We start from the raw sequence: 23,448 nt of genomic DNA, 5'->3' as shown, positions 1-23,448 counted from the left end.
AAAGCATCCGTATTATGTAAAAGACGACGGGAAAAGGGGCGAAAGCTCTTTTAGCTATTTGTTTTGTTTACCGCAAGACAAGGGTAAGGTTGTCCATTTTGAGATTATGTCATTTCATTACGACAAATAGTTTAACGTTTTTTCTCCAACCTATTAAGGCCATTGTGTGGCGTTGACAGCCTTTTTTGACGAAAAAAGCGCTTATCTTGCCGCTTCGTTATGAGCAAGGTTATGCAGGAATTGAGGCAGGTGGCCGTCACACGGTATGTCACCCCGTTGCGGGAAGGCGGTTCGCTGCCGGCTATCGCGGAGGGTGATGACGGGTTTCTTTATGTGCTGAAGTTTCGCGGCGCGGGGCAGGGAGTGAAGTCGCTGATCGCGGAGCTGATCGGCGGGGAGATAGCGCGGCTACTGGGATTGCGGGTGCCGGAGATCGTGTTTGCGTCGCTGGACGCGGCCTTTGGCCGGAGTGAGCCGGATGAGGAGATACAGGATCTGCTGAAGGCCAGCGTGGGGTTGAACCTGGGGCTGCATTATCTGCAGGGGTCGATCACCTTCGATCCGGTGGTCAACCAGGTGGATTCGCTGACGGCTTCGCGGATCGTCTGGCTGGATGCGCTGCTGACGAATGTGGACCGGACGGTGCGCAATACGAATATGCTGGTCTGGAACAAAGAGCTATGGCTGATCGACCATGGTGCGGCGTTATATTTTCATCACAGCTGGGATGGATGGGAGGAGATGGCCGTTCGGCCGTTTGCACCGGTGAAAGATCATGTGTTGTTGCCGATGGCCTCGCGATTGGAGGAAGTGGATGCCGATTTTCGCGCGGTGCTGACGCCCGAGCTGATCAGGCAAGTGGTGGGAATGGTGCCGGATGCGTGGTTGACGACGCGGACGACGGGGACGACGACGGGGACCTGGACGGAGTCGCCGGAGGAAGTCCGGCGGGTGTACAGCGAGTTTTTGATAAGACGTTTACAGCATTCCGCTACATTTATAAACGAAGCCCTGCATGCAAGAAAAGCAATTGTTTGAGTATGCCATCATCCGGGTCATGCCGCGGGTGGACCGGGAGGAGTTCCTCAATGTAGGGGTGATCGTCTATTGCCACGCGTTGCGGTGGCTGGGGATGCGGTATGCGGTGGATGAAGACCGGCTGCGGGCCCTGGACCCCAAGCTGGATATTGCCGAGGTGCTGGCGCATTTGAAGGGGTTTGAGGAGATTGTCGCCGGTTCGAAGGCCGGGGGGCCGATTGGTCAACTGGACAAGGCTTCGCGGTTTCGCTGGCTGACGGCGACGAGGAGTACGATCATCCAGGCTTCGAAAGTGCATCCGGGGTTTTGCGGGGATATGGAAGGGGAGCTGCAGCGGCTTTATCAAACGATGGTATTATAGCCGGGAGGCGAGGATGCCATTGACGCGGGCTATGACGATTTTTGGAAGCTAAAGAGGAATCCGGCTTAGGGCTTGAGGCCGGGGATCTCGAAATAAGACGGAGGAACGGTCTTTACCTGGGCGCTGGTGAGGTTGACGATGACGTCGCCCTGTTTTGACCGGACCACGATGCCGTCGCCGCCGGCGGCTTTCAATTTATCATAGAGGATCGACCCGGCGGGATAATAATCGAATTGGGAGAGGATGATGACAGAGGACGCGCCGAGGTCTTTTGTGATCCAGAGATCGACATCGGTGTTCCTTATTTTTATCGTGAAGTGCTGGCAGCTCCAGGCGTCGATCTTTTCGGGGCCGACGAGGGTGACGGCGATATCTTCTTCCTTTGCTCTATCGTTGTGATCGTTTGTCACGGGGACGAGGTCGGAGGTGACCACTTCGTGATGTCTGGCGCCGACGCGGGTGGCTTTTTTCTTTTCAAAATCAAATAAGATGGGATCCTGTTCCTTTGCATCCTTGATGTTGGCGATGCCCGCCTTCATCGGGTAGATCTTTGCTTCCACCAGGACCCTGGATTTGGCTTCATAGAGCGTGGTGAGGGTCTTATTCTTGATGGTACAGTCATAGGTGAGTACTCCCTCGAATTGCGCGAAAGTTGCTGTAGCGATGCTTGTGATCAAGGCCAGAATGGTTAGCTTTTTCATATATTTGTTTGCCCCTATATTATTTAATGTCTGTGCGCTTTGCGCACGACCGGGCCCCGCCCGGTCCGGCAAGTTAAGGAGTTTCGTCCATCCACCGATAAAGAGTCGCTATTCGCCTGAAATGGCTGCCCGGGGTTAAACTTACGTTTACCTTCGTAGTCAATCCGGCCCCGGAGATAACGGCCATGTGGCCGTGTCCGATGGGGCAATCCTCCAGCTTATGGGCAAGCCAATTTTTTTGATGGCGCTTCTTTTTTTCGCTTATGCCTTTCCCGGATATTCTCAGGTCAGGGTTCGGGGAACGGTTCGCGGTATTGTTGCGGATACGGCCGGCAAATCGCCGATGAGCGATGCGACAGTGAGTATTGCGCCGGAGCGGGACACCTCCGATGCACAGTTTGCGATCACGGATAAACGAGGGGTGTTCTCCTTTAAAGGACTTGATCCGGGTCCGTATCACGTGATCATTACCTTTCAAGGCTACCGGCATATCCGCAAGGATCTTGTGCTCACCGCGGCGAACGCGAACCTGGACTTCGGGACGGTGCTGATGCAGCGGGCACCGGATATCCTGGCGGAGGTGGTGATCCAGCGGCCGCCGATGCAGATAAAAGGGGATTCGATCGAATACAATGCGGAGAGCTTTGCCACCAAGCCCAATGCCGTGGCGGAAGACCAACTGAAGAAACTACCCGGAGTGCAGGTGGATGCGAGCGGGAATATCACGGCGCAGGGTGAAAAGGTGCAGCGGGTGCTGGTGAACGGCAAACGGTTTTTTGGGAACGATCCGAAACTGGCGACCCGCAATATTCCGCCGGAGATCATCGAGAAGTACCAGATCTTCGATGACCTCGACGATCAGAGTAAATTCTCGGGTTTTGACGACGGCACCCGGATCAAGACGATCAATATCGTGACCCGGAGGGACCGGCGCCAGGGATACTTCGGGCGGGCGATCGCGGGAGCGGGTTCGGATCAAACGTATAATGAGAGTGTGGCGGTGCATCATTTCGACAACGAACGACAGGTGTCGTTGCTGGAGGAGGGGAATGATATCAATAAGCAAAATTTTACGGTTCAGGACGTGTTAGGGGGGAGCGGGAGCAGGCGGGGTAGCGGGGGCGGACCGTCGGCTGCGGCCAATCCCAGTGCGGCAGGGATTACGACGGTTTGGGCAGGTGGACTTAACTATAGAGACACCTGGGGGAAGTTTGATGGGTATGGGAGTTATTTTTACAATTTCATGCATGTGTCGACGAATACGTCCAGTCTGACGCAGAAGTTTTTCACCAATGCCGATGACACGTCCAATATCACCAGCCGGACGAGCCCGGCTATTTCCCGCAGCACCAACCAGCGGATCAATTTCAACTTCGAGAATAAGAGTGACAGCGGCAACTCGCTTGTCTTCCGGCCGAATTTCACCTGGCAGCATACGAGTCCGAACAGCAGCAGCGACGCGTCGACGGTGGATCAGGACGGGCGGAAGGTAAGCAGCAGCGTGGGAAATTCGAACAGCAGCAATGACGGGTTCAATATCAATGGGTCAAATCTGACGTTGCGGCATAAGTTCAAGAAACCGTACCGGACCATCTCCCTGGACGTGACCGGAACGGTGAATGTCAATGACGGGAGCGGCTACTATAATTCTGCGAATAATTTTTACAAGCTGGATTCCTTTCAGAACCTGAAACAGTATTATAACGACTCGCTGCATTCGGTGAACCTCTCCCCTACCCTCTCCTATACCGAGCCTTTGTCGAAGCATTCGATCATCGAACTCAACTATAGCCACACCTATAACCGGAGCCGGACGATCAACAACACGTATGATTACAATGCCACCGCGAAGGGGTATACGGCGTTTGACAGCCTGTTCAGCAATTCCTACCGGTTTGAAAGCAATAGCGACCGGTTTAGCTTAAGTTACCGGCTGCAGTATGCGAAGCTGAATGTGAATATCGGTAGCGGGCTGCAATTCATGAACTTCGACAGCAGGAATACGACGAAGGGCATCGAGGTGTCACACAATTTTGTCAATTTCACCCCGACCGTGAACTTCACCTATTCCTTCACCAACCGGCAGCGATTGCGCTTTTACTACACGGGACGGACGGGGACGCCGACGGCCAGTCAGTTGCAACCCCTTACCACGACCAACGACGATATCAACTATACGGTGGGGAATCCCGCGCTCAAGCCGCAGTTCACACACAGCATGCGGATGTTGTATTCCTCCTACAATCCGTCGACGCAGAATGTCGTCTTTGCCACCATCAATGCGAGTACGACGGTGAATGATATTCAAAGCGAGATCGTGCCGAACGACAAGGGCGGGCAGACGACAACCTACGTGAACCTCAACGGGACCTGGAGTGTGGCGGGGTATTTTGATTATGGGTTCTCGCTGAAGCGGCCCAAATCGAATTTGAACCTGATCTCCAATATCAATTATTCCCAGAGTCAGACGCTGGTGGATTCGACGCGGGTGCCGGGTAGTTTCCAGCACGACTATGCACGGAATACGGCGTTGTCGGAGACGGTGTCATGGACAACGAATATCAAGAAGAACTTCGATATGAACCTGAGTTCGGCGTTGAACTATACCATCGCGCGCAACTCGCTGCGGCCGAAATCGGATTTCGATTATTTCTCGGAGGTGGTGAATGCCGAGTTTACGGCTTATACGAACAGCGGCTGGCTGGCGGCGGCGGATTTTACCTATACGTATACCGATAACCATACTCCGGGGTATAATGCGAGTATCCCGTTGTTGAGCCCGTCGATTGCCAAGCAGTTATTTGCCAAGAAGCAGGGAGAGTTGCGACTGACGGTGTTTGATGTGTTGAATCAGAATACGATGGTGAGTAAGCAGGTTTCGTTGAACCAGGTGAGCGATAGCCGGACGACGACGCTGACGAGGTATGTGATGCTGACGTTTACGTATAACCTGAACAATTTCGGGCAGAACCGGCAGCGGCGCGGGCCGGGGATGATGCCGCAGGGCGGAAGGTTCCGGGGTGGCGGCGGAGGTGGTGGGTTTGGCGGAGGGCGCAGAGGGGGAGGGGGATAGAGGTGCGGGGGGGTGCGGGGGGGGTGCGATCAGCGCTTTGTGTTGTCGGTGGTTCGCGTGGGGTAAACGGGATAGCTGCCTCTTTCCATCCAGACGCTGCCGGAGATGGAGAAGGTATGCGCGTCATTTGTGTAGATGAGGCCGCCGCCTACCGCGGCATTGATGCCGAGGCCATAGCCGTTGGAAAAGTTGTTGGCGGGATTGAAGCGTGGCATGCCATAGAGGCTGTTGACACTAAAGATCAGGGGTGTTGCGGAGACGCCGGCAAAGGCGGTGACATTGTTTGTCAGGGGACGGTACAGGGTGAGGCCGAGTGGTGCGGACAGGTAGGAGATGCCGCCGTTGAGAAAGATATATCCCGCGGAGAGACCGGCATAGGGCCGCAGTTGCCATTTCTTGCCGAAGTTGAGGTTGCCCGGCTGGGTATTCAGGGGCAGGGTCTGCCATTGCGGAGAGCCCAACCCCCAGGTGCCGATCGGCAGGTGCGTCTGGGCGCTTGTACCAAGGCTTGCGCCAAGGAAGGTAATCGAGATCAATATCGCCAGGAGTGTCCGCATATCGCCGGGTTGTGTATTAAAGTTACGGATTCCCCGTCGCCGGGGGGCGTTTTTTATGGGTGCTCCGCCCATTTTAATGCCTTTTTTATACCAGTTTCCGGTCTTTTTCGGCGATGGGAAGGTCGTTGATGCTGGCGAAGCGTCTGCGCATGAGTCCGTGCTCATCGAATTCCCACATTTCGTTACCATAACTGCGGTACCACTGGCCGGCCTGATCATGCCATTCGTATTCGAAGCGGACGGCCATGCGGTTCTCGCGAAAGCCCCAGAGTTCTTTCTTTAACCGGTAGTCGAGTTCGGTGGCCCATTTCCTGCGAAGGAAGGCTTTTACTTCCTCCCGGCCATTGATAAACTCGGTTCGGTTGCGCCATTCGGTATCCACGGTATAGGCCAGACAGACCTTTTCGGGGTCGCGGCTATTCCAGGCATCTTCGGCTTTCTGTACTTTTTCGAGGGCCGTTTCGAGTGTGAACGGCGGGAAGGGTGGGCGTTGTTCCATACGAGGATAAACATTAAAGCCAGAGGTATTGTTGACCGCCGGCGCTATGATTTTTGTTAGCGACGGCGGGAACGCCCGATTGATCATAGATTAATTATCTTTAGATGAACCAAGAATACTGCTATGCGGCGATATCTTCTTCTTTGCCTGTTGCCGGTGACGGCGTTTGCACAACATTTTACGGCGGATGTACAAAAGTATATCGATTATCCCGGCGGGACGATCGCGATCACGGATGTGACGGTGATCGACGGGACGGGGGCGGCGCCGAGGGGGCATCAGACGATCGTGATGGAGGGGGGACGGATCAGCGCGGTGGGCGCGGCGGCGAACGTGCGTGTGCCGGCGGGGGCGACGATGATCGCGGGGAGCGGGAAGACGGTGATCCCGGGGCTGGTGATGCTGCACGAACACCTTTACTACACCATACCGATCGACGGATTTTTTAATGTGGCGGAGATGCCGGGGTCGTTTCCGCGGATGTACCTGGCGGGCGGGGTGACGACATCGCGCACGGGGGGCAGCATCGAGCCGCAGACGGATCTGGCGCTGCGCCGGATGATCGGCGAGGGGAAGATGATCGGCCCGGACATGGACATCACGGCGCCGTATATCGAGCGGCCGGGTTTTGATATTCCCTCCATCAATATGATCCGGGATTCGGCGCAGGCCGCGCGGGAAGTGGCGCACTGGGCGGACAAAGGCTGCACTTCCATCAAAATGTATATGCACATCACGCGGGGCGATATGATGGCCACGGTACGCGAGGCGCACCAGCGCGGCATGAAGGTGACCGGGCATCTTTGTACGGTGACCTATCGCGAAGCCGCGGAGATCGGCATCGACGACCTTGAACACGGATTCATGGCCTCCTCCGATTTTGACGAGGGTCGCGTGGCCGATTCCTTTGACTATCCGAAAGCCCACCAGGCGTTGCAGCAGCTGCCGGTGAACAGCCCGAAGATGAAGGAGCTGATCGGGTTGCTGATCCGGAAGAAAGTGGCGGTGACCTCCACCTTGCCGGTATTCGAGCCGTACACGGGACATGAAGTCATCCTCGGCGGCGGCGGCGACGCGGTGCTGCCCGTCGTGTACGACAGGGTGAAAGCGGGTTGGGACCGGGCGCAGGGACATGATTCGCTGTCGGCCGACCTTTTCCGGCGGGAGCAGGCGTGGGAGAAACAGTTTTTCGACGGCGGCGGTCTGCTTGTCGCGGGCACGGATCCGACAGGCGCCGGCCGGACGATCGCGGGATATTCGGACTGGCGCGAGATCGAGTTGCTGGTGGAAGGCGGGTTTTCGATCCCGCAGGCGATACAGGTCTGTACGCTTAATGGCGCCCGTTACCTGGGCCGGGACAAAGAGATCGGGACCGTCGCCGCGGGGAAGCGGGCGGATCTCGTGCTGATCGACGGAGATCTTGGCGCGGATGTGAAGACGATTCGCAAGATGGCGGTGGTGTTCAAGGGCGGGGTCGGGTTCGATACGCAAAAGATCCTGGCGAGCGTAAAAGGGCGCGTAGGGCTGAATTAGCGGGGCTGCGACGACGGGGCACGCGATGAGGCTGCGACGGCGGGGCACGCGATGAGGCTGCGACGGCGGGGGGAGAGACGGCGAATAAATTTTCCTACATATGAGATTGTTTTTTTTGTGGCTGCTGGCAGCGCCGGCGGCGGTGTTTGCGCAGACGAAAGACGTTGCGGACGTACATACCTATGTGATCGGGAATTTCCGAACGGAGAGCGGCGTGGTGCTGCCGAAGGCGATGGTCGTATACGGCACCTATGGACGGCTGAACGCGGCGCACGACAATGCGGTGTTGCTACCTTCGCATTATATGGCGACCCATCGGGGATATGAATGGCTGATCGGCCCGGGTAAGGCGCTGGACACGACGAAGCTGTTCCTGGTGGCCACCGAACTTTTCGGCAATGGCCATTCGTCTTCGCCGAGCAATACGCCGGAGCCTTTCCATGGGCCGCGGTTTCCGGTGATGACGATCCGCGACAATGTGAACGCTGTGGAAGACTTGCTGGTGCGGGGCCTCGGGATACGGCACCTGAAAGCCATTATCGGGTTCAGCATGGGTGCGGAGCAGGCTTTTCAGTGGGCGGTGAGCTATCCCGATTTCGCGGATAAGATCGTGGCGACGTCGGGCACGGCGAAGTGCTGGCCGCATGGCTGGGTAAGACTGGAGGGGCAGATCACGGCGATCACCAACGACCCGGCATTCGCCGGTGGTGATTATACGGCGGAGCCGGAAAAGGGTTTGGAGACGTTTGGGATGGTGTGGGCCGGATGGTTGTATTCGCAGGAGTGGTGGCGGAAAGAGTTGTGGAAGACGACGGCGCCGGCGGGAACGACCTTTGAGATGGTGATGGCGCGGTTTCATCATTTTATCCCGGGGGCGGATGCGAATGATCTGATCCTGCAATGCCGGACGTGGGAGAGACATGATGTGGGCGGGACGCCGGGGTTTGGAGGGGATGTGGTGAAGGCATTGAAGTCGGTACGAGTTCCTTTTTTGTACATGCCGTCGGAGACTGACCTTTATTTTCCGCTAGAAGATGCCCGTTATGAGGCGGGGTTTATGTCAACGGTGGTGTTCAAGCCGATTCCTTCCCTGTGGGGGCATACGGCGGGTGCCGCGAGTAACCCGGCGGATGCGAAATTTCTGAATGAGACGATCGGAAGCTTTTTAAAATAATGGGGGCACGACTTGCGGAGGAGTGGGCGGCTATTGCAGTTTTGCGCCGTGGATGGGGCAGTAGTTCCAGTTGCCTTGCATGGGTTCGTTGTCGACGGGGCAGTATTTGGGCGGCAGGACGGAGGTCAGCGGGAGGGCCCATTTTGCGGTGGCGCCATCCCAGGTAAGCAGGAAGCGGTTGGGTTTGTCGACGTCGAAGGCGGGTTTGCCGTTGCCCGCGGTGCCATCGAAGAGGAATACATGCATGCCGTCACCAAACTGCCCGAGGAGTTTGGCCATGATGGGTTGGAACTGATTGACCATCTTCAGCGCAAGGGGCGAGATGTCCTTGTCGGCAAGCGGCAGATAGACATGCTTCGAGGAGTCGACGAGTTTTAGTGTGGGCCGGATGTCTTCGGCGGATTTGAAGGTCATCCGGGAACCTTCCATCGTATAGTCCACTACACAAAACATCATATAGGGAGACATTTCCCGAACGATGGAGTTGACCTGATCGGGAGCGATCTTCATCTGCTGGCCGACGATCTCCCAGAAACGGGCCGGGATCCAGAGAGACATTTCCTTGTGAGGGACCTCGCCGGTGGATTTCATGCAATCCATGATAAAGTCGTGTGTGGAAGGGATCACGGGAAAGTTGGTGGCTGTGGAGTGAGCAGGCTGCGCCATTGCGGTCATGAGCATGACCAGGCAAAGCAAGGTTGTTAAAAGGGGTTTCATATTCTATTGGTATTGGTCAGGTGGTACGCTAATGTAGGTGAATTCCCTGACAATGCCATGCAGAATAGGACTGTGGCAAATATTGCTCAATTCCGCAGTGGCACAATATTTACCCCTATTCCTATATGCCCATCCGAAAAAGAACCAGATTGCTCCTGCTGTCCGGGCTGGCCGTCCTCGTGCTGCTTGTCGTTGGCTGGCAGGTGTACAAATACTATTTCGTTCAGCGGAAATTAGCCCAGGTCGTGGCCGAAAAGACGAAGGGCCTTTATATTCTACATTACGATCAGCTGGCGTTCGACGAGGTCGCCGGCATGCTCCATGTAAAGAATATCGATATCGAACCCGACACCGCGGTTTATCAACAAATGGTCAGGGAAAACAAGGACCCGCCGCTACTCCTGCGAATACAGGTCGATGCCCTCGATATCGCCCGGGTCAAGACGCCAAAGGCCCTTCTCACCAAAGAGCTGGAAGGGGGAAAGGTGGAAGTGACCCGTGCACGGATCAGGATCATGGTCCAACACTTCAAAAAGGACTCCGCCGTCTACAACCCTACGCCGGACCTGACGAAACAATTGCTGGGCCGGTTGCTGAAAATAGCCATCGACAGCGTAGAGATAAAGGATGCATCGATCGTCGTCGGAAGCCTGGACAGCAGCGAAAACTATTTTCGCGGAAATAATGTATCGCTGTTGCTGGCGCATTTTTTCATCGACAGCAGCGCCCTAAAGGACAGCACTACCCTTCTTTTCTCCCGCGGGCTGACGCTTACCTGTAAAGAGCTCGATCTGCCCTCCGGCAACAAAAAATATACGATCGGAACAGATAGTCTTCGGTTTACCAGCACGGACAACACCCTACGCGTGGCACAGGTAAAGATCAGGCCCCGGCTTTCGGAGACGGCTTTTGCCGCCTCTTTTCCGATCCAAAAGGACAGATATGATTTTTCACTGAAAGACATCGTGCTCCACCATATCGACCGAAAGGCATTATGGCAAAAGGGCATCCGGGCCGATAGCCTCGTCATCGGCGAAAGTGCGTTCCGGATATACCGGGATATCTCGCGCCCACCCGACACTACCAGCAAGGTCGGAAAATATCCACAACAGCTATTGATGCATGTGCCCTTCCCGCTTTCCATCGGTAAGATCATCTTCGCCCACTCCTTCATCGAATACAAAGAAAAGAACGGCAAGAGTAACCGCAGCGGCAGGGTTCAATTCCATGACGCGCGGGCCAGCATTCAAAATGTCACCAACAGACGGGAAGATGTGAAAAACGATCATCGCTGCATTGTGGACTTTCATGCCCGATTCCTGAACAAGGCTCCGATCAACGCAAGGCTCGACCTGCTTCTGAAGGACCCAAAGGGCAGGTTTACCATCGAAGGCGACATCGGCAGCCTCGACGCCCCATCCCTTAATCCACTGACCGAGCCGATGGCGTTGACGAGGCTGGAACGAGGGAAGATAAACCATCTGCGATTCGCCATTCGCGGCACCGATTCCGCCGGCTACGGTCAGGTCACTTTATCCTACGAGGACATCAAGGTCTCGCTATTAAAAAAAGACGAGGGCGACGCCGGATTCGATAAAAAGGACCTTGCCAGCTTTCTCGCTAACCTGGTGGTTAAGAATTCCAGCAAGTCGGGCAAGCCGGCTATGAAAGAAGTTGATTTTCAGCGTATCCTGAACAAGTCGTTCTTCAATCTTATCTGGAAGACCCTGTTCACCGGGATCAAAGAATCGGTAGGAATGAAATAGATCAATGGATATCAAGAAAAACAAATTGACGATCGCGACCTCCGCGTGGCAGGTGCTACCGGCGGCGTGGCAGGTGATACGGGCAGCCTATCAGCTGTTCCGGCAAAACGATCCGCTCCGCATGGCGGCGGCCACTTCTTTTTTCGTCAGTTTTGCCCTGCCGCCCATTCTTTACATCCTCATTGTCGTATTTGGATTTTTGGGCGACGCGCAGACCATCCGTCATGATCTCTTTCAGCAATTGAGCGTCGGGGTGGACAAGAACATCGCATTACAGATACGCGATATCGTTAGGAATATCCACCGGCTGCCTCTAAATTCCGGTATGCGCATAGCAGGATTTATTTTTCTGCTGTTCGTAGCCACCACTCTTTTCGAGATTATCAAGAATTCGATAAACCAGCTGTGGAAGATCCGGCTAAAAGCGCATCAGGGACCCGGCTTCGTCCTCGTCGACCGGCTGCGCTCGGTCGGGATCATTCTCATGGCAGGTATCCTGTTCTCCATCGGCCTGTTGGGCGATGTAGGTGGCTGGCTCCTGCCCTTGCAGGTCAATACCTTTTGGTACCGGCTCATCATGCTGCTGGCCGTGACCATTTGGTTCTTCGTGATCCTGAAATATCTTTCCTATGGCCGGCCCAGCGCAAAAATAGCCTGGGCCGGCGCATCTTTTACAGGTGTCTGCTTTATTGCCGGGCAACTGTTGCTGCAACGCCTTTTGAACTATGACGCCATGAGGGTGATCTATGGCACATCGACCGCCCTGGCGCTGCTGCTGCTGTTCGTATTCTACTGCTCCTTCCTGTTCTATTTCGGAGCCTGCTTCACCTGGGCCCTGGGGCAACATACCGGACGTCCTATCCTACCTTCCCGTCGCGCGGAAACATTGGACTGAGGCCGGCGACCGTTGGAATACACGACTATGAATGACCGAGCACGGGGTGCGGCTGATAGGGTGACTCGAGTTCTTTCACTTCTTCGGGGGTGAGGTGGATGTCGAGGGCGGCGACGGCGTCTTCGAGATGGCCGGGTTTGCTGGCGCCGATGATGGGCGCGGTGATGACCGGTTTGCCGAGGAGCCAGGCGAGCGCGACCTGCGCGTTGGGAATGCCGCGTTTTTCGGCGACGCCGGTCACCTTATTGACAATCTCGAAATCAGCATCCGATTTATAGATACTTTTTGCGAAGGCGTCGGTGGCCGCGCGGTGGGTCTCGTTGCCGCCCATGACGCGCCGGGCGGTGAGCAGGCCGCGGGCGAGCGGTGACCAGGGGATGACGCCGATCTTCTGATCTTCACAGAAGGGCAGCATCTCGCGTTCTTCCTCCCGATAGATCAGATTGTAATGCGGCTGCATGGAGACGAAGCGGGTCCAGCCATGAAGGTCGGCGGTGTATTGCGCCTTTGCGAACTGCCAGGAGTACATCGACGAAGCGCCGATGTAGCGGGCCTTGCCGGCCTTAACAACATCGTGGAGCGCCTCCATCGTCTCTTCGATGGGGGTATTGTAGTCCCAGCGATGGATCTGGTAGAGGTCGACATAGTCTGTACCGAGGCGACGGAGGCTCGCATCGATGGCGCTTAGGATATGCTTGCGCGAGAGGCCTTTGTCATTGGGGCCGGCGCCCATGGGGTTGAAGACCTTGGTAGCGAGGACGACCTCATCGCGGCGGGCGAAGTCTTTGAGGGCGCGGCCGACGACCTCTTCCGAGGCGCCGTCGGCATAGACATCCGCGGTGTCGTAGAAGTTGATGCCGAGTTGGAGCGCTTCTTTTATAAAAGGACGGGATTGTTCTTCGTTGAGGGCCCAGGGCCAGCGTTCTGTAGGTTTGCCGTAGGTCATTGTGCCGAGACAGATGCGGGAAACAGTGAGGCCGGTGTTTCCGAGACGGATGTATTGCATGTGCGTTTTTTTGCAAGGTACGAAGAAGGGGAAAACAGGGGGGACTAAGGAATTTTTGAGCGGGATTTCAGCGGGCGGCTCACATGAAGTATATTTCCTCTCAAATCTTTTGCTTATGGATGCCGTTGATGTGCGGGGGCAGGCACCCCTGCTGAAGGTATACGATATGGGCGTGTCGATCCGCTGGTATTGCGAGGTGCTGGGCTTCGCGCTTGTGGCGACGGGTGGGCCGGAGTCTTTTTTGCATTGGGCGATGGTCCGGCTGAATGACGTCGAGATCATGCTGGAGCCGTACTATCCGGAGGCGGTGCGGCCGCCGGCGCCGGACCCGGTGCGGGTGGATTGTCATGGGGATACGGTGATCTATTTTGGCTGCCGGGAGCTGGACGCGGCGTATGAACGGGTGAAGGCTCATGGGGTTTTGGTTGAGCCGCCGGTGATCACGGGGTATGGGTTTCGGGCTTTGTATCTAAAGGATCCCGATGGGTTTGCGTTGGCGTTTCACTGGCCGTTGGAGGGGAAATCGTTTTTATAGGGCTTATTCACTTCGCAGGGCATGGACCGGATTGGCGAGGGCGGCCTTTACCGCCTGGAAGCTGACAGTGAGCAGGGTGATCAGCAGGGCGCCGAGGCCGGTGGCAGCGAAGATCCACGGCGCGAGGGCGGCATGATAGGTATAGTTCTGAAGCCATCCATGCATGAACCATGCGGCGACAGGGATGGCGATGAGCAGGGAGATGCCGACGAGGACGACGAATTCGCGGGAGAGGAGCTGCCAGAGATTGAGCACGGAGGCGCCGAGGACCTTGCGGACACCGATCTCCTTTGTGCGCTGCTCGGCGACGAAAGAGGCCATGCCGAAGAGGCCGAGACAGGAGATGAAGATGGCGAGGGCGGCGAAGAAGCCGGCGAGCTTGCCGATTCGTTGTTCGTCACCAAATTTCTTTGCGTATTCTTCGTCGGCGAAATGGTAGTTGAAGGGTTGCGTGGGATCATATTGCCTGTAGACTTTGGCGATTGTCGCCAGGGATTGTTTTGCGCCGGCGTTGGGATTGAGCCGGAGGATGGTGGTGCCGCGGGAATAATCATAGATGTAATAGAAAAAAGGCTGGATCGACTGGTAGGGAGATTCGATGACCATATCCTTCACGACGCCGACGACATGATAGGGCCGGTTGAACCAGCGGATGGTTTGGCCGATGGGGTTTTTGAGGCCCATGAAGCGCACGGCGGCTTCGTTGATAATAAAAGCGGCGGTGTCGGTGGGATAGTCGCGGGAGAAGTCGCGGCCCTGCGTCAGTTGCCAGCCGATGGTCTTGCCGTAATCATATGCTACGGCGGAGGTGGGAAAGCTTGTTGTCAACGCGGGGTCCTTGCCTTCCCAGACAAAATCGCTGCTGCCGGCGCCATAGCCGGTAGTAAAACTTTCGCCTTCGGTCATGCCCGTGATGGCCCCAGCCTTTATCAGGTCGTTGCGTACGGCGTCGAGGTGGTCATGAATGCCATCGGAGATCATGGGGATCATGACGAGACCGTTGCTATTATAACCAAGGGGGCGATCCTGTGCATATTGGATCTGTCGAAAGACGACGATCGTGCCGATAATGAGGACTATAGAGACGGTGAATTGCAGTACGGTGAGTACACGGCGGGGAATGGCCGCGGCGGGCCCCGCTTTGAAAACGCCTTTCAACACTTTTACGGGTCGGAAAGAAGAGAGATAGAGCGCGGGGTAACTACCGGCGATCAGGCCGGTGAGGATCGTGAACCCCAGGGATGCAGCCCAGAAAAAAGGTTGGGTCCAGGGCATGATCATCTGCTTGCTCGCTATCTCGTTGAAGAAGGGCAGCAATACACTGACGAGGAGGATGGCGGCCAAAAAGGCTATGCCCGCGGTGAGCAGGGATTCGCTGAGAAATTGGACGATCAACTGACGGCGCAGGGAACCGACTGCTTTGCGGATGCCGACTTCGCGGGCGCGCTTCTCGCTGCGGGCCGTGCTGAGATTCATAAAATTGATACAGGCCAGGAGGAGGACGAAGATGCCAATGATGGTGAAGAGATAAACAAATCTTATGGTTCCACCGACGGTGACGCCATTTTTGAAATCGGAATGAAGCCGCCAGGCGTTCATCGGATGGAGCCAGAACTGCGGATGAGCCAGCGCGTCGGGTCCCGACACGTGTTTTAGTTTAGCGTCTTTGATGCGGGCGGATGCCGTGTGGATATCGACGTTATCATTGAGTACTACGATCGTATTGAAAGCATTCATGCGCCAGGGATTCGGGCGGTGTTCGAAATGCCAGGCGTTATAGAGCAGCTGCCAGGCAGCGATATAGGTAAGATCGGCATAGCTGGTGTTGGCCGGCAGGTCCGCGTATACCCCGGCGACGCGAACCAGCATGTCCTTGTCGATGTGCATGGCCTTGCCTACCGGATCGGCGTCACCGAAGTAAACTTTTGCCACCGAGGCGGAGAGCAGGATGGCGTCGGGGTCTTTCAGGGCGTCGCGGGTGCCATGGATCATCTGCAGGCTGAGAAGATCGGGCAGCCCCGGCTCCCACCAGGCACCGGATTGGATGATGACCTTGTTGTCGATGCTCAGCACGTGACGGCTGGTTCGGGAACCCATGACGACCTGTTTGAAGTTATTGGAATAACGGGTACGAAGTTCGTTAGCGGTGGGGAAGGGAGTCCCTCCGCCGGTGAAGATGGTGCCGTTGCCTGCCATATTCTGCATGACCTGGGCGATGCGGTCGTGCTGGGGGATGGAGTGATCGAAGGAAAGCTCATCCCAGATCCAGAGACCGATAAGCATGGCGACGGCCATCCCGACGGCGAGGCCGGAGATATTGATGATGCCGTGGGCTTTGTTGGCGGTGAGGTTGCGGACGGCAATCCTGAAATAGTTTTTTATCATATGGTTGGGTTGTTCGGTTGGCGTCTTATGGCTGAGCCAGCTACTCGCTGCGGAGCGATTCGATCGGGTTGGAGACTGCGGCTTTTATGGATTGAAAACTGATGGTTATTATGGTGCAGAGAAAGAGGCCGGCGCCGGCGATGAGGAAGGTGCCGATGCCGAGCGGTTGACGATAGGCGAAGTTGTCCAGCCAGCGGCTCATCAGCCAGGCGGAGAGGGGGAAGGCGATGAGGAGAGCGATGCCGATGAGCTTGAGGAAATCGGCCGAGAGGAGGACGACGAGGTTTTGCAAGGAAGCGCCGATCACTTTGCGGATGCCGATCTCTTTGCGCCGGCGTTCGGCGGAGAAGGCGGTGAGGCCGAAGAGTCCCAAACAGGAGATGCCGATCGCAATAGCAGCGAAGTAGCGGGAGAGCAGGGAGAGGCGCTGTTCGTCCTTGTAGAGGGCTTGATAGTCCTCGCTGACGAAACTGTATTCGAAGGGAAGGCCGGGATTGTATTTCTTGTAAAGCGCCGTGATGCCGGCGAGCGTGGCTGTTGTCGCGTTTGCCCGGATGCGGACAACCAGGTTGGCGGGGTTTCTTTCAAACGCGATGAAGAAGGGGCCGATGGGTTTATACAGGGACTCGTAATGAAAATCTTTTACGATGCCGATGATCCGTTTTTTGGCACCCCACATCGTTACGGTCTTGCCGATAGGGTCTTTCAGATGCATGGCGGCGATGGCCGTTTCGTTGAAGATAACCGAGCCTGCGAAGGTTACGGGCGAGGAGGAGCGAGGCGAAGCAGCTCCGACGAATGCACTGGCGGCGGTATCGGCGCCGTAGTCTCTTGACATGCCGCGGCCTTCTTTTAACTGGAGGCCCATGGTCTCCAAAAAGTCATAGCCGGTATATGCGCCGCTGAATTCGACGCGGCCGGTTTTGCCGGGCCAGTCGATGCCGCCGCCCCCACTGTGATTGCCGAGGAGATCGCCTTCCATTTCCGTGGCGCGAACGACGCCGGGAATGGTTCGGAGTTCGGCGAGGAAGGCCTGCTGGGAGCCACCGATGGCGCCTTCATTGGGAAAGTGGATGAGATGATCGCGGTCGTAGCCGAGGTTGTGGGTTTGGATCAGCGACATTTGATTATAGATGACGAGCACCGAAACGATGAAACCCGCGGCGATGGTAAATTGGAAGACAACGAGGCCTTTGCGGATGAGCGAGGAGCGGTTGTTGCCGGGTAAAGTGTTTTTAAAGATGGACATGGGGCTGAATCGGGAGAGGAAGAGCGCGGGATAACTGCCGGCGAGCAGACCGGTGAACAACGTGATCCCGATGATGGCGGCGACCGTTGCAGGAGTTAACCGGAAGGCCAGGGTTTTCCCGGTGATGGCTTCTATTCCGGGGCGAAGGAATGCGATGAGCAGGATGGCGAGCCCCAGGGCCAGTATCGTCATGAGCAACGCCTCCCCGAGGTATTGGAGGATGAGCGTGGTGCGGCGGGCGCCCACGACTTTTTGGATGCCGACCTCTTTTATCCGGGTCAGGGCTTTTGCCGTGCTGAGGTTCATGAAATTGATGCAGGCGATGACCAATACGAAAATGGCGATGAGGGAGAAGAGGCGGACATATTCGATGCGGCCGCCAGCGGGGCGACCATTCTCATACCGGTTGTAGAGATAACGATCTTTTACGCGTTGGGCGATAAGCTGGCCGACCCATTTCCATTCCTGTGAACCGGATTTGAATTTGTTGCGGATGAAGTCTTTTATCTTGTTGTTAAAGGCGTCGGGGTCGACGTCGGGCTTGAGGAGGACGAAGGTAGCGGGGTTGCTGCTGAACCAGCTGATGTCATGGCCGGGCTTTGCTGCATAGATCGAGTGCGGGAAGATACAATCGAAGGATTGGGAGGCGTTATCCGGGGCGTCGGCATAGACCGCGGCGACGGTGAACGTTCCATTCCAGTTCCCGGAGGCACCGCGATCCCAGCTGATCGGTTGACCGAGAGGGTTATTGTCGTGAAAAAGTTTTTTTGCGAGTGTGGCGGAGAGAAGGATATGGTTACCGGGGGCAAAAGCCTGGTCGAGATTGCCCTGGACGAGCCGGCCGCCGAACAGGGAGAAAAAATTCTTTGTGACATAGCCCTCGCGGGCCTTGAGACTGTTGGCTGCCGCGGTGACGATGCCTGTGGCGTTGCCATCGAGGTCGGGGGACTTTACCACGGCAACATCGGCTATCTCCGGAAATTCCGCTTTCAGAGCCGGTGCGAGGAGGTCGGGGGTGTATCCCGTTGTCCATATTTTGCCGTCGTCCTGAGTGCCATTTTGGAGTACCTGATAGAGGCGTGGGTTGAGAAAGGCGTCGACCCTTCTCTCCTCGCCCGTCCACCAGAAGATGGTGATGGCGCTGCCGAGGCCGATGGCGAGACCGGCGAGATTCAAGAGCGTGAACTGACGGTTTTTTACCAGATGACGCCAGGCGATGTTCCAGCAATGTTTCAACATGGACGCGGGTAGTTTTGTTGGGTTTGTTGTTCATAATCGATGCCGGGTTTGCAGCGGGCTGGTTATCAGTCGATTTTCACGCCGGGAGGAACGGATTACTGTTCGGTTCCGAACAGTTTTTGTATCGAATGCGGACCGGCGGTAGCGGTGCGGCCGTTTTGGGTGTTAGCAACTGAGGGCCGGAGATTTGCGTTTGTAACTCTTTATTACAATAAACAGTTATCATTACCACAAACATTTATCATGGTCAAATTTGCACTCCTGGCCCGGCTGGAAGCCAAGGCTGGAAAAGAAAAAGAATTAGCGGATTTTTTGAAGAGCGCATTGCCGTTGGCTGAGGCCGAAACCGGCACGGTCCATTGGTTCGCACTGCAGATCGGCCCTTCGACCTTTGGCATTTTCGATACGTTTGAAACGGAAGAGGGTCGAAAGGCGCATTTGGCGGGGCAGATCGCCGCGGCATTGATGGCCAAGGCGCCGGAGTTGTTGGCGACGCAGCCGGTGATCGAACAGGTTGATCTGCTGGCGGTGAAATAAAAGGCGGGAAGGTTCCCGCCTTGTTGATTATTTGACTAACGCCTTTTGCCTGACTTTTTTTGGGGCTTTTCGAGACTGTCTTATCACTTCTCCGTGCACGGCTATCCGAATCTGAAGCAGGTCTCTACCCAGATCGTGAATAGCATCTTCTATTGCGAGCGCCCGTTCGTGAGAGGGGAACTTATTGCCGGAAGCATATTGCGCCATCAGCGAACGATTAATTCCCAATTTCTGAGCGACAACGGAAAGATTCAGATAGGGTTTTTCGCTAAATACCGCGGTAAGATCGTGTGCCAGTTCAAATTCTATCGTTGCCGGATTCATACCGTGAAAATCCTGCAGGTTTTTTCTGAATTTCTTTTGCAGGGATTCCAGGGATTTGGCGGAATCGACGAGCAGGTCGTCGTTGAGGGTTACGCGCCCCCAGAGGTGCTTGTCGGCGCCTTTTTCGACTATCAACGGGATCTTTTCCATAGACATTTTTTAATTGCTTGTGACTTCCTTTTTGCGTCTTCAAAACCCAGCCATGTTTTTGCAAAAGGCGAATGACCTGGAAGGCATTCATATTTTACATGATTGGATGATGGGGGGAAATGGGAAAAAAATTGGGAGTTTTTTTTAGATTGAGCGCACATAAGAGCGGCTCGCGGGCGAAATCAGGTTGGACTTTGCGGGAGCTATCAGGCCGGAATGGGCTTTTCGAGGACGGCGAGTTCGAGTTTTTGCTTTTGGATGCCGAATTTTTCGCCGGCGTGGAAGGGTTCGATCTCGCCGGTGCGGCGGTAGCCGTGGCGTTCGTACCAGGTGAGGAGTTCGGTGCGGGCGGAGATGACGGTGATGTGAATGTGGGTGCAGCGGTGTTGGCGGGCGTAGTCATCGGCGGCGGCGAGGAATTGTTTGCCGATGCCGGCGTTTTGGTGCGAGGGGAGGACGCTGAGGAGGCCCAGGTATAATCTTTCTTCCTGAGTCTGGAGATAGACACAGCCAAGGAGGGTTCCGTCGGAGCCGGTATATTTGAGAATAAGCGCGCCGGGGTTTTGCAGCAGTTCTTCGATGCCGGCGGCGGTTGTCCGGGCGCCGGACAGGAGATGGGATTCGTTGGTCCAGCCTTGCTCGCCGGCTTCGCCGCGATAGGCGCGGTTGACGAGGGGAACGAGGGCCGCGATGTCGGCGGGGGTTGCGGAAGAAATAATGGGGGATGCGGAAGATTGCGAGCCCGATGCGGAGGCGTTGTTGAGCGAAGAAGCAGAACCGGTGCTGGACATAGATGCGATTTTGGTAAAGATAGAGGGATCGGGCGATTGTTGGTGCCTGGGGATTCGCTGCGGATCGGGCGATCGTTGGCGGACGGGCGATTGTTGGTGATCGGGCGGGTTTTCGTATTTTTGCGGCCACAAAACAGATGAACCCATGGATTCTTCCTTTCTGACCTTTCAACGATTTAATGATCCCGCCGAGGCAGAGGCTATTGCCGAAAAGTTAAAAGAGAACGGTATCGAGTGCCGGATCCTGGACGATTCCGGGCCGGTTTCCGACTCTATCATGCCGGTCAATGCGGTGCCGAGTGTGAGTTTGCTATTGCCGGAGAATGAGTTTGCACGGGCAGAGGGGATCCTCGAAACCTATTTCCAGACTCAGCTGACCGATATCGATCCGGAATACTTCCTTTTTTCTTTTACGGATGCGGAGTTGACGGATGTCGTCGCTAAACCGGATGAATGGGGACCGTTTAATCATGCGCTGGCTAAAAAGATACTTGCCGACCGGGGGAAATGAAAAGTTTCCGGGGACATAAAATCCGGGGGACATAAAAGAAAGGGAGACATTACTGGCTCCCTTTTTTATTCTAGAGAAGGGGCTTTCCGTTATGGTGACCGATTTGAGTAAATAGGATAGCCTTCGGCGGCATCCGTATGTTAGGATCGAAAGTTTGGGGACCCTGTCACAAACAACCTGTGTATTTTGTCTTAATAGAGTATGGAACCCAATGCCAAATTATTTCTCGAGTACAAGGGACTTTTGTTCTCCATCGCATATAATATGCTGGGGAATATCGATGCCGCGGAGGATATCGTCCAGGATGTCTTCCTTAAATGGATAGAAGCCGGTGGCGAATCGGTCCGAAACCGTAAGGCTTTTCTCGTACGGATGGTGACTAATGCCAGTATCAATCAACTGAGCAGCGCGCGGGCCAGGCGAGAGCAATATGTCGGGATCTGGTTGCCCGAACCGCTGGCCGATGCCGGGGCACCGACGGCGATCCCCCGTATCGAGAGCTATCATGCGCTGTCGATCGGGTTGCTGGTCCTGCTGGAGAAGTTAACACCGCAGGAACGGGCTATTTTCCTGCTGAAGGAGGTGTTTTCTTATGACTATGATGAGTTGGCCGAGATCTTCGATAAGACGACCGCGAGCTGCCGGCAGCTTTTTAAGCGGGCAAAGGAGCATCTGGGTAAGGATACACGCCGGTTCACCGCGGATATGCGGGTACACGAGCGGATCCTGCATAATTTCCTGGAAGCCATTTCAGCCGGCAGCATGGATGGGTTGATCCACCTGCTCAAGGAGGATATCCGGTTGTTCGCCGATGGCGCCGGTGCGGTGTTTGTGATCCAACGGCAACGGATCACGGCCTTCCCGAAACCGATCGAAGGCCGGGAGAATATCGGCCGGCTATTACTCACGCTTGTCCCTAAATTTCGCCAGTCCGTCCCGGACTACAATCAACACACCACGCTTGTCAACGGCATGCCTACCCTGCTTGTCTACTCGGGCGACCGGCCCATGAGCCTCGTGGCGCTCGAGACCGAGGGAGACCTGGTGAGAAACATCTACGTACAGACGAATCCCGACAAATTGAAGCATTTCCAGAAATAAAGACCGGAACAAAACCATTCAATCATGAATACTGAGACTTTTATCCAGGTGGACCTTGTTTTGCATATCACAGGTTTTACGATGATGGCCGGGATCATCCTCGCGGAATTGGCCGTTAACCAAAGGGTGAACCGGTATTTGCTTACCGATAAGGCCCGGGCTGCCGGCATCCTGGACAGTGCAGCCGGATTTCCGCGGTTGATCGGGATCGGCGCAGCCTTACTGATCGTGACGGGCATTGCGATGCTTTCCGTGTTCAAGGAGTCCGTTGCGGGCATGCTCTGGTTCAAGATCAAGATGGTGATCGTGTTGCTGATCCTTATCAATGGAGTCGTGGTCCTGCGGCGGAACAGCAATCGCCTGCAAGCGCTTTTGGAGAAGGCCGATCCGCGGGAAGATGCCACCCTCCTGCTGGTCAAACGGCGGCTGGGTGTCGCGCTTGGGATCGAACTGTTGCTGTTCCTCATCGTTTTTTTTCTTAGCATTTTTAGATTTTAGTCTATGGAGGGTACATTTTTAGTCATTGGCGCGGCCGGCGGGATCGGCCAACAGGTTGTGGAGACGGCGTTGTCGCAGGGGTGGCGGGTGATCGCGGTGTTACGGACCCCGGCGAAACTATCGCTTACCCATCCTTTGCTGACGGTTGTAAAAGGCGATGTTCTGCAGCCTGCCACCTATGAAACGTATTTGACCGAGAGCACGGTTGTCCTCTCGGCGATCGGGATCACCCGGGGGGTTTTCCGGGATGAAGCGACCACGCTTTATTCCGAGGGCGCCCGGCAGATCCTTGGAGCCATGCAGCGGCGCGGGGCAAGGAGGGCTTACTTTATTTCGGCTTCGGCCGTGGAGATCAGTCCGGTATTACCCGCGTTTGTGCGATGGGTGGCGAAGCATATCGTGCAAAAGCTGTTGCGACAGATGTATGCCGATCTGCGAATCATGGAAGGCCTTGTAAAAGAGAGCGGCCTTGACTGGACGATCGTGCGCCCGCCGCGGCTGACCGATAAGAAACTAACGGGGAAGTACCGGTATGCGGTGAACAGTTTCCTGCGTAATGCGCTGAGTATCTCGAGGGCGGATGTCGCGCATTTTATGGTTCATCATGCCAGCGACAGGGGGACCTACCAAGGGGTCGTGGAATTGGGTTATTGAGAAATTACGCACGCTATTATTGCAGTGTTGGAAAGAGGTCGCGCCACAAAAGCTTGTGGACGAATACAATGGGCGAACGTCAAATTGACATCGTAATTCTCCCAGGACGAATCCCTGGCTTTTCCGAAGGGCAATGGCTATATTTGCGTCGTCT

General features: G+C 55.7%; 22 protein-coding genes and 1 pseudogene. 13 read left to right on the top strand and 10 right to left on the bottom strand.

What is annotated here, in order from left to right; genetic code table 11:
- Nucleotides 1–219 precede the first annotated feature (219 nt).
- Together VGM48_RS18890 and VGM48_RS18885 are read left to right on the top strand one after the other, a co-directional pair.
- Nucleotides 220–1,038, top strand: coding sequence for a HipA family kinase (locus tag VGM48_RS18890; protein ID WP_331581985.1), 819 nt, complete (start codon nucleotides 220–222; stop codon nucleotides 1,036–1,038).
- Entirely contained in the window at nucleotides 1,016–1,399 is a 384-nt protein-coding gene (locus VGM48_RS18885) for a DUF3037 domain-containing protein (protein ID WP_331581984.1), read from the top strand. Before VGM48_RS18890 ends, VGM48_RS18885 begins: the two co-directional genes overlap by 23 nt.
- A 65-nt stretch (nucleotides 1,400–1,464) precedes the next feature.
- On the opposite strand, the gene VGM48_RS18880 is transcribed toward VGM48_RS18885, so the two are convergent.
- Nucleotides 1,465–2,100 carry a DUF4412 domain-containing protein gene (locus tag VGM48_RS18880; RefSeq protein WP_331581983.1) on the bottom strand — a complete coding sequence of 212 codons (636 nt, stop codon included), beginning with the start codon at nucleotides 2,098–2,100 and terminating at the stop codon, nucleotides 1,465–1,467.
- Nucleotides 2,101–2,320: 220 nt separating this feature from the next.
- Between VGM48_RS18880 and VGM48_RS18875 the strand changes: the two genes are divergently transcribed.
- Nucleotides 2,321–5,173: a TonB-dependent receptor gene (locus VGM48_RS18875; RefSeq protein WP_331581982.1), complete on the top strand. Its 2,853-nt coding sequence runs from the start codon at nucleotides 2,321–2,323 to the stop codon at nucleotides 5,171–5,173.
- A 29-nt stretch (nucleotides 5,174–5,202) separates the two neighbouring features.
- Here VGM48_RS18875 and VGM48_RS18870 read toward each other — a convergent pair whose 3' ends face one another.
- A complete protein-coding gene (locus VGM48_RS18870; RefSeq protein ID WP_331581981.1) occupies nucleotides 5,203–5,730 on the bottom strand; it encodes a hypothetical protein in 528 nt (175 codons plus the stop codon).
- An 85-nt stretch (nucleotides 5,731–5,815) separates the two neighbouring features.
- A complete protein-coding gene (locus tag VGM48_RS18865) occupies nucleotides 5,816–6,229 on the bottom strand; it encodes a nuclear transport factor 2 family protein (protein WP_331581980.1) in 414 nt (137 codons plus the stop codon).
- Between the two features lie 123 nt (nucleotides 6,230–6,352).
- Here VGM48_RS18865 and VGM48_RS18860 point away from each other — a divergent pair, with 123 nt between their 5' ends.
- Nucleotides 6,353–7,762 (top strand): amidohydrolase family protein, encoded by a 1,410-nt coding sequence (locus VGM48_RS18860; protein WP_331581979.1) that lies wholly within the window; start codon nucleotides 6,353–6,355, stop codon nucleotides 7,760–7,762.
- Between the two features lie 100 nt (nucleotides 7,763–7,862).
- A complete protein-coding gene (locus tag VGM48_RS18855; RefSeq protein ID WP_331581978.1) occupies nucleotides 7,863–8,936 on the top strand; it encodes an alpha/beta fold hydrolase in 1,074 nt (357 codons plus the stop codon).
- Nucleotides 8,937–8,966: 30 nt separating this feature from the next.
- Here VGM48_RS18855 and VGM48_RS18850 read toward each other — a convergent pair whose 3' ends face one another.
- The gene (locus VGM48_RS18850) at nucleotides 8,967–9,653 is read right to left on the bottom strand and encodes a hypothetical protein (protein WP_331581977.1); all 687 of its coding nucleotides are present in this window, start codon (nucleotides 9,651–9,653) and stop codon (nucleotides 8,967–8,969) included.
- A 149-nt stretch (nucleotides 9,654–9,802) separates the two neighbouring features.
- On the opposite strand from VGM48_RS18850, the gene VGM48_RS18845 reads away from it, so the two are divergent.
- Both VGM48_RS18845 and VGM48_RS18840 read left to right on the top strand, forming a co-directional pair.
- Nucleotides 9,803–11,419: a hypothetical protein gene (locus VGM48_RS18845; RefSeq protein WP_331581976.1), complete on the top strand. Its 1,617-nt coding sequence runs from the start codon at nucleotides 9,803–9,805 to the stop codon at nucleotides 11,417–11,419.
- A gap of 4 nt (nucleotides 11,420–11,423) precedes the next feature.
- Entirely contained in the window at nucleotides 11,424–12,314 is an 891-nt protein-coding gene (locus tag VGM48_RS18840; protein WP_331581975.1) for a YihY/virulence factor BrkB family protein, read from the top strand.
- Between the two features lie 25 nt (nucleotides 12,315–12,339).
- Here VGM48_RS18840 and VGM48_RS18835 read toward each other — a convergent pair whose 3' ends face one another.
- Nucleotides 12,340–13,320 carry an aldo/keto reductase gene (locus tag VGM48_RS18835; RefSeq protein WP_331581974.1) on the bottom strand — a complete coding sequence of 327 codons (981 nt, stop codon included), beginning with the start codon at nucleotides 13,318–13,320 and terminating at the stop codon, nucleotides 12,340–12,342.
- A gap of 115 nt (nucleotides 13,321–13,435) precedes the next feature.
- Here VGM48_RS18835 and VGM48_RS18830 point away from each other — a divergent pair, with 115 nt between their 5' ends.
- A complete protein-coding gene (locus VGM48_RS18830; protein WP_331581973.1) occupies nucleotides 13,436–13,855 on the top strand; it encodes a VOC family protein in 420 nt (139 codons plus the stop codon).
- A 3-nt stretch (nucleotides 13,856–13,858) separates the two neighbouring features.
- Here VGM48_RS18830 and VGM48_RS18825 read toward each other — a convergent pair whose 3' ends face one another.
- Both VGM48_RS18825 and VGM48_RS18820 read right to left on the bottom strand, forming a co-directional pair.
- Nucleotides 13,859–16,240, bottom strand: a complete 2,382-nt coding sequence (locus VGM48_RS18825; RefSeq protein ID WP_331581972.1) for an ABC transporter permease — start codon at nucleotides 16,238–16,240, stop codon at nucleotides 13,859–13,861.
- 40 nt (nucleotides 16,241–16,280) lie between these two features.
- Nucleotides 16,281–18,728, bottom strand: a complete 2,448-nt coding sequence (locus VGM48_RS18820; RefSeq protein ID WP_331581971.1) for an ABC transporter permease — start codon at nucleotides 18,726–18,728, stop codon at nucleotides 16,281–16,283.
- Nucleotides 18,729–18,971: 243 nt separating this feature from the next.
- On the opposite strand from VGM48_RS18820, the gene VGM48_RS25560 reads away from it, so the two are divergent.
- Nucleotides 18,972–19,265 (top strand): antibiotic biosynthesis monooxygenase, encoded by a 294-nt coding sequence (locus VGM48_RS25560; RefSeq protein WP_349257098.1) that lies wholly within the window; start codon nucleotides 18,972–18,974, stop codon nucleotides 19,263–19,265.
- A gap of 27 nt (nucleotides 19,266–19,292) precedes the next feature.
- Here VGM48_RS25560 and VGM48_RS18810 read toward each other — a convergent pair whose 3' ends face one another.
- From VGM48_RS18810 to VGM48_RS18805, 3 genes and pseudogenes are all read right to left on the bottom strand, one after another.
- Entirely contained in the window at nucleotides 19,293–19,739 is a 447-nt protein-coding gene (locus VGM48_RS18810; RefSeq protein ID WP_331581969.1) for a hypothetical protein, read from the bottom strand.
- A gap of 34 nt (nucleotides 19,740–19,773) precedes the next feature.
- Nucleotides 19,774–19,830 (bottom strand): annotated as a pseudogene (locus tag VGM48_RS25625) (hypothetical protein); the annotation flags it as partial.
- Between the two features lie 115 nt (nucleotides 19,831–19,945).
- Nucleotides 19,946–20,530 (bottom strand): GNAT family N-acetyltransferase, encoded by a 585-nt coding sequence (locus VGM48_RS18805; protein ID WP_331581968.1) that lies wholly within the window; start codon nucleotides 20,528–20,530, stop codon nucleotides 19,946–19,948.
- Between the two features lie 145 nt (nucleotides 20,531–20,675).
- Between VGM48_RS18805 and VGM48_RS18800 the strand changes: the two genes are divergently transcribed.
- From VGM48_RS18800 to VGM48_RS18785, 4 genes are all read left to right on the top strand, one after another.
- A complete protein-coding gene (locus VGM48_RS18800; RefSeq protein WP_331581967.1) occupies nucleotides 20,676–21,041 on the top strand; it encodes a DUF2007 domain-containing protein in 366 nt (121 codons plus the stop codon).
- A gap of 201 nt (nucleotides 21,042–21,242) precedes the next feature.
- Nucleotides 21,243–22,142, top strand: a complete 900-nt coding sequence (locus VGM48_RS18795) for a sigma-70 family RNA polymerase sigma factor (RefSeq protein WP_331581966.1) — start codon at nucleotides 21,243–21,245, stop codon at nucleotides 22,140–22,142.
- Between the two features lie 24 nt (nucleotides 22,143–22,166).
- The gene (locus VGM48_RS18790; protein WP_331581965.1) at nucleotides 22,167–22,640 is read left to right on the top strand and encodes a hypothetical protein; all 474 of its coding nucleotides are present in this window, start codon (nucleotides 22,167–22,169) and stop codon (nucleotides 22,638–22,640) included.
- Nucleotides 22,641–22,643: 3 nt separating this feature from the next.
- Nucleotides 22,644–23,294: an NAD(P)-dependent oxidoreductase gene (locus VGM48_RS18785; RefSeq protein ID WP_331581964.1), complete on the top strand. Its 651-nt coding sequence runs from the start codon at nucleotides 22,644–22,646 to the stop codon at nucleotides 23,292–23,294.
- The last annotated feature ends 154 nt before the right edge of the window (nucleotides 23,295–23,448 follow it).

The organism is Puia sp., from assembly GCF_036500295.1.
Lineage (GTDB): Bacteria > Bacteroidota > Bacteroidia > Chitinophagales > Chitinophagaceae > Puia.
Note: the sequence above shows the minus strand (reverse complement) of the source record. Positions and strands in the feature narration are given on the sequence as shown.

What these genes read in the sequence shown, in the direction of transcription:
- VGM48_RS18890 (WP_331581985.1), top strand. Translation starts at nt 220, where the DNA reads ATGAGCAAGGTTATGCAGGAATTGAGGCAGGTGGCCGTCACACGGTAT.
- VGM48_RS18885 (WP_331581984.1), top strand. Translation starts at nt 1,016, where the DNA reads ATGCAAGAAAAGCAATTGTTTGAGTATGCCATCATCCGGGTCATGCCG.
- VGM48_RS18880 (WP_331581983.1), bottom strand. Translation starts at nt 2,100, where the DNA reads ATGAAAAAGCTAACCATTCTGGCCTTGATCACAAGCATCGCTACAGCA.
- VGM48_RS18875 (WP_331581982.1), top strand. Translation starts at nt 2,321, where the DNA reads ATGGGCAAGCCAATTTTTTTGATGGCGCTTCTTTTTTTCGCTTATGCC.
- VGM48_RS18870 (WP_331581981.1), bottom strand. Translation starts at nt 5,730, where the DNA reads ATGCGGACACTCCTGGCGATATTGATCTCGATTACCTTCCTTGGCGCA.
- VGM48_RS18865 (WP_331581980.1), bottom strand. Translation starts at nt 6,229, where the DNA reads ATGGAACAACGCCCACCCTTCCCGCCGTTCACACTCGAAACGGCCCTC.
- VGM48_RS18860 (WP_331581979.1), top strand. Translation starts at nt 6,353, where the DNA reads ATGCGGCGATATCTTCTTCTTTGCCTGTTGCCGGTGACGGCGTTTGCA.
- VGM48_RS18855 (WP_331581978.1), top strand. Translation starts at nt 7,863, where the DNA reads ATGAGATTGTTTTTTTTGTGGCTGCTGGCAGCGCCGGCGGCGGTGTTT.
- VGM48_RS18850 (WP_331581977.1), bottom strand. Translation starts at nt 9,653, where the DNA reads ATGAAACCCCTTTTAACAACCTTGCTTTGCCTGGTCATGCTCATGACC.
- VGM48_RS18840 (WP_331581975.1), top strand. Translation starts at nt 11,424, where the DNA reads ATGGATATCAAGAAAAACAAATTGACGATCGCGACCTCCGCGTGGCAG.
- VGM48_RS18835 (WP_331581974.1), bottom strand. Translation starts at nt 13,320, where the DNA reads ATGCAATACATCCGTCTCGGAAACACCGGCCTCACTGTTTCCCGCATC.
- VGM48_RS18830 (WP_331581973.1), top strand. Translation starts at nt 13,436, where the DNA reads ATGGATGCCGTTGATGTGCGGGGGCAGGCACCCCTGCTGAAGGTATAC.
- VGM48_RS18825 (WP_331581972.1), bottom strand. Translation starts at nt 16,240, where the DNA reads ATGATAAAAAACTATTTCAGGATTGCCGTCCGCAACCTCACCGCCAAC.
- VGM48_RS18820 (WP_331581971.1), bottom strand. Translation starts at nt 18,728, where the DNA reads ATGTTGAAACATTGCTGGAACATCGCCTGGCGTCATCTGGTAAAAAAC.
- VGM48_RS25560 (WP_349257098.1), top strand. Translation starts at nt 18,972, where the DNA reads ATGGTCAAATTTGCACTCCTGGCCCGGCTGGAAGCCAAGGCTGGAAAA.
- VGM48_RS18810 (WP_331581969.1), bottom strand. Translation starts at nt 19,739, where the DNA reads ATGGAAAAGATCCCGTTGATAGTCGAAAAAGGCGCCGACAAGCACCTC.
- VGM48_RS18805 (WP_331581968.1), bottom strand. Translation starts at nt 20,530, where the DNA reads ATGTCCAGCACCGGTTCTGCTTCTTCGCTCAACAACGCCTCCGCATCG.
- VGM48_RS18800 (WP_331581967.1), top strand. Translation starts at nt 20,676, where the DNA reads ATGGATTCTTCCTTTCTGACCTTTCAACGATTTAATGATCCCGCCGAG.
- VGM48_RS18795 (WP_331581966.1), top strand. Translation starts at nt 21,243, where the DNA reads ATGGAACCCAATGCCAAATTATTTCTCGAGTACAAGGGACTTTTGTTC.
- VGM48_RS18790 (WP_331581965.1), top strand. Translation starts at nt 22,167, where the DNA reads ATGAATACTGAGACTTTTATCCAGGTGGACCTTGTTTTGCATATCACA.
- VGM48_RS18785 (WP_331581964.1), top strand. Translation starts at nt 22,644, where the DNA reads ATGGAGGGTACATTTTTAGTCATTGGCGCGGCCGGCGGGATCGGCCAA.